Raw genomic sequence first — 2,903 nt, 5'->3', positions numbered from 1 at the left:
GGCGGCCGGTGCCGTAGCTCCGGCCGGGCCGGTGCCACCGGGACGGGGCCCGGGGAGTATGTAGGCCGCGACCGCGACGGCCACCGCGACGGCCACCGCGGCGGCGACCGCGAGCAGTGCTCCCAGCAGCAGCAGCGTCCGGCGGCGGGCGCCTGCCGCGGCGTGCGGGGGAGGGGGCGGGGACGACGCGGAAGCCGCCGCTGCTGGCTCCGGAGCGTTCCCCATAAGCGGACGGTATCATTGCGCCCGGCCGCGGACTATGGGTCCAAGGGCCTCTCTGGGCGCCTCACCCGGCCGGGCTTAGTTTCCGTTCTCAAACTTGTTCGCCGCGACGTATTCGCCAAGCGTGTCAGAGGCCATCGCCGCGGAGATTTTTTGGATGGCGTCCGGGTCGGCCAGCACGATCGACTGGCCGTCCGTGGACGTTCCGATGCCCCCGGTCGGCAGGGTGAACATGACGGTGTTCTGCGCCCGGATGTCCTTGAGCTCGAGCCCCAGCCCTGCCACGGCTCCCGAATCAAAGGTCTTGTCGACCGTGACGAACGGCGAGACAGCACCGACCATGTTGTTGATGGTGATCGGGTTGCTCAGCGTCTGGCCGGCGGTCGATTTCTTGATGATGGCCCGCAGGAACTCCTGCTGGTTGCGGACCCGCTGGTAGTCGCCGTCGGCGTAGGCATGGCGTTCGCGGACGAAGGCCAGGGCTTGGGTTCCGTCGAAGGTGTGCTGGCCCGGGGCGAAGGACTGGCCCGGCAGCGCGGTGGAGCTGAACGGCACCTTGATGTTCACAGTTACCCCGCCCAGCGCGTCGGTGAGGCCTTTGAAGCCCTCGAAGTCGATCATCGCCACATGATCGATGCGCTGGTGGAAGATCGATTCGATGGTCTGCACCATCAGCGGCGTACCGCCAAGGGCCAGCGCCGAGTTGATTTTCGCCTCGCCGTGCCCGGGGATGTCCACCCAGAGGTCGCGCATGATGGACATCGTGTAGATGTTCTTGCGGTCCGCCGGGATGTGCATGAGCATCAGCGTGTCCGCGCGCTGGTTCGTGGGCGTTCCGCCCGCGGCGTCAGCGTCGGTGGCGCCGCGACTGTCGCTGCCCATCACCAGGATATTCATCGCGGTGTTGGTCTTCTGCGGACGCGTGGACTCGTCGGGGAAGGCCTGCTCAATCTTGCTCGTGCCGGAGTCGAAGGTCCGTGCCAGGTTGAAGAGGTAGCCGCCAGCCACCACCGCGACGAGCGCCACGACTACGGCGACGGCGATCAGCACTTTGCGGCCCCGGTGTTTCCTCGGGGGCCGCCGTTCCCTGGATCCGGCCGCGGGGACTTGGTCTGCGCTGTCGAAGGGGTGCGTCATGTATTCCTCTTGGTCAGCCGGGATGGTGCCCGGGATCTATCTGTCACTGCTCAGGCTGGCTGCCCTCAGGCTGTCTGCGCCGGGGGCCAGGTGCCGGAAAGTGGGCCCGGCGGCGGCCTTCTTTACAGTACACCGGGCGCTGCAACAACAGTTTTGGACCAAGAAGGCACTAGATAACGCGGGGTTCCCCGGATATGAAGCGCACTGTTGCCTGCGTCACACTCCCTGCCTAGGCTGGGGGGCGGTCGCAGCGTCGCGGCCAAACCGGTCGCAGCGTCGCGGCCAAAGCAGTAAATGCACGAACAGGGGAATCGTTTGAACCACAAACTCCGGGTTCTTGTCAGGCTCGACCTCGATTGCGGTCAGGCAGAAGTAGCAGCGCAGGGACATGTGACGGCAAGAAGCCTCCAGGCCCTGTACGTGGTGGTCAAGCGGGCGAACCATCTGAGGGAAGGACTCCATCTGGTGTTGGATGTCAGCCACGCCGTGGTGGAGCCGGCGGCCCTTGAGCAGCTGCGGGAGTGCTCAGCCTCCCACCACCTGCCCGCCGCCATTGATCCGCTTCAGTCCGAATGCCAGCTGAGCATCGTGGCGCCGGTGGAACCGATGGCGGTTCCCCGGGCCAGGAGGTTGGCGGCATAGCTCCGGGCCGTTGAACGAAAACTCCTCCTGGAGTGCCCGGCTCTTGCGGCCACTCAGCCGTTGTGCAACTCAGCCGTTGGGCAACTCAGTTGCGGTGCGCGCGAAACGCAGGATGGTGAGGAGCGCGGGCGCGAGCTCGTACTCCATCTGCCGGTACATTCCCTCGCCGCGCCCGTAGGGATCCACGACGTCGTCCTCTGAAGCGTCCAGGGCAAGCGTCAGGTGCCGGACCGCAGCGGCCCGGGCGGGCAATTCGCGCCAAAAGCTTCTCAGGTCCACCGCCGGATCCGCCGTGCCATCCCGCTGGGTGCTGCCGCGCTGTTCCAGGACCCTCAGCATGCGCGCGAACTCGCGGATGGTAAACGTGCGCCGGAGCAGGGAGGCATCCATCTGCAGTGCCTCGCCGCGGTGATGTGCGGCCATCGTCAGGACCAGATCGGTATCGCGCAGGATTGTCGGCGTCAACTGCCGGGCGGCAAAGCCATCCGGTGTTCCGCCATAGCTCCGGATGATGTCCGCTGAGCTGGGCTGGACGGGCTCGCCCACCATGGCCCGGGTGCCGGCACTCTCTACCTCGAAGGCGCCGGGTTTCATCCGGTCAAGCCCTGCCTGGAGCAGGCGTTCTGCGACGGGGGAACGGCAGATGTTCCCCGTGCAGACGGTCAGGATCCGAATGGGTGGGGACGACTCCAAGGCTTCCATTTTCCGTTTCGTGATGCTTAGCGGCGACGTAGTGTTTGAGCTTATCCTTCCCCGGGCACGGGCGCGCGTTTCCCCGCTGGCTGGATGACTGGACGGCTGGATGACGGGGAGGCGCTATTCGGCGGACGGCCGCCGTCGTTGCTGTTTCGTCGCTGCCCGTTGTTCCTTTGCGGCGAGGCGGCGACGGTTCGAGCCGCGGG

3 protein-coding genes and 1 pseudogene are annotated in these 2,903 nt (G+C 66.4%); 1 reads left to right on the top strand and 3 read right to left on the bottom strand.

Annotated elements, in window-relative coordinates:
• Positions 1–225, bottom strand: a pseudogene (locus Y706_RS29845) (histidine kinase); the annotation flags it as partial.
• A 75-nt stretch (positions 226–300) separates the two neighbouring features.
• Positions 301–1,359 carry an LCP family protein gene (locus tag Y706_RS0118250; RefSeq protein WP_043436444.1) on the bottom strand — a complete coding sequence of 353 codons (1,059 nt, stop codon included), beginning with the start codon at positions 1,357–1,359 and terminating at the stop codon, positions 301–303.
• A gap of 390 nt (positions 1,360–1,749) precedes the next feature.
• Here Y706_RS0118250 and Y706_RS0118245 point away from each other — a divergent pair, with 390 nt between their 5' ends.
• A complete protein-coding gene (locus tag Y706_RS0118245; RefSeq protein WP_343213085.1) occupies positions 1,750–2,001 on the top strand; it encodes a hypothetical protein in 252 nt (83 codons plus the stop codon).
• A 69-nt stretch (positions 2,002–2,070) separates the two neighbouring features.
• Here Y706_RS0118245 and Y706_RS0118240 read toward each other — a convergent pair whose 3' ends face one another.
• Entirely contained in the window at positions 2,071–2,694 is a 624-nt protein-coding gene (locus Y706_RS0118240) for an arsenate reductase/protein-tyrosine-phosphatase family protein (RefSeq protein WP_028277741.1), read from the bottom strand.
• Positions 2,695–2,903: the final 209 nt, after the last annotated feature.

The organism is Arthrobacter sp. I3 (assembly GCF_000520575.1).
GTDB classification, from domain to species: domain Bacteria; phylum Actinomycetota; class Actinomycetes; order Actinomycetales; family Micrococcaceae; genus Arthrobacter; species Arthrobacter humicola_A.
The sequence above is the reverse complement of the archived record's forward strand: the minus strand, read 5'-3'. Positions and strand labels throughout refer to the sequence as shown.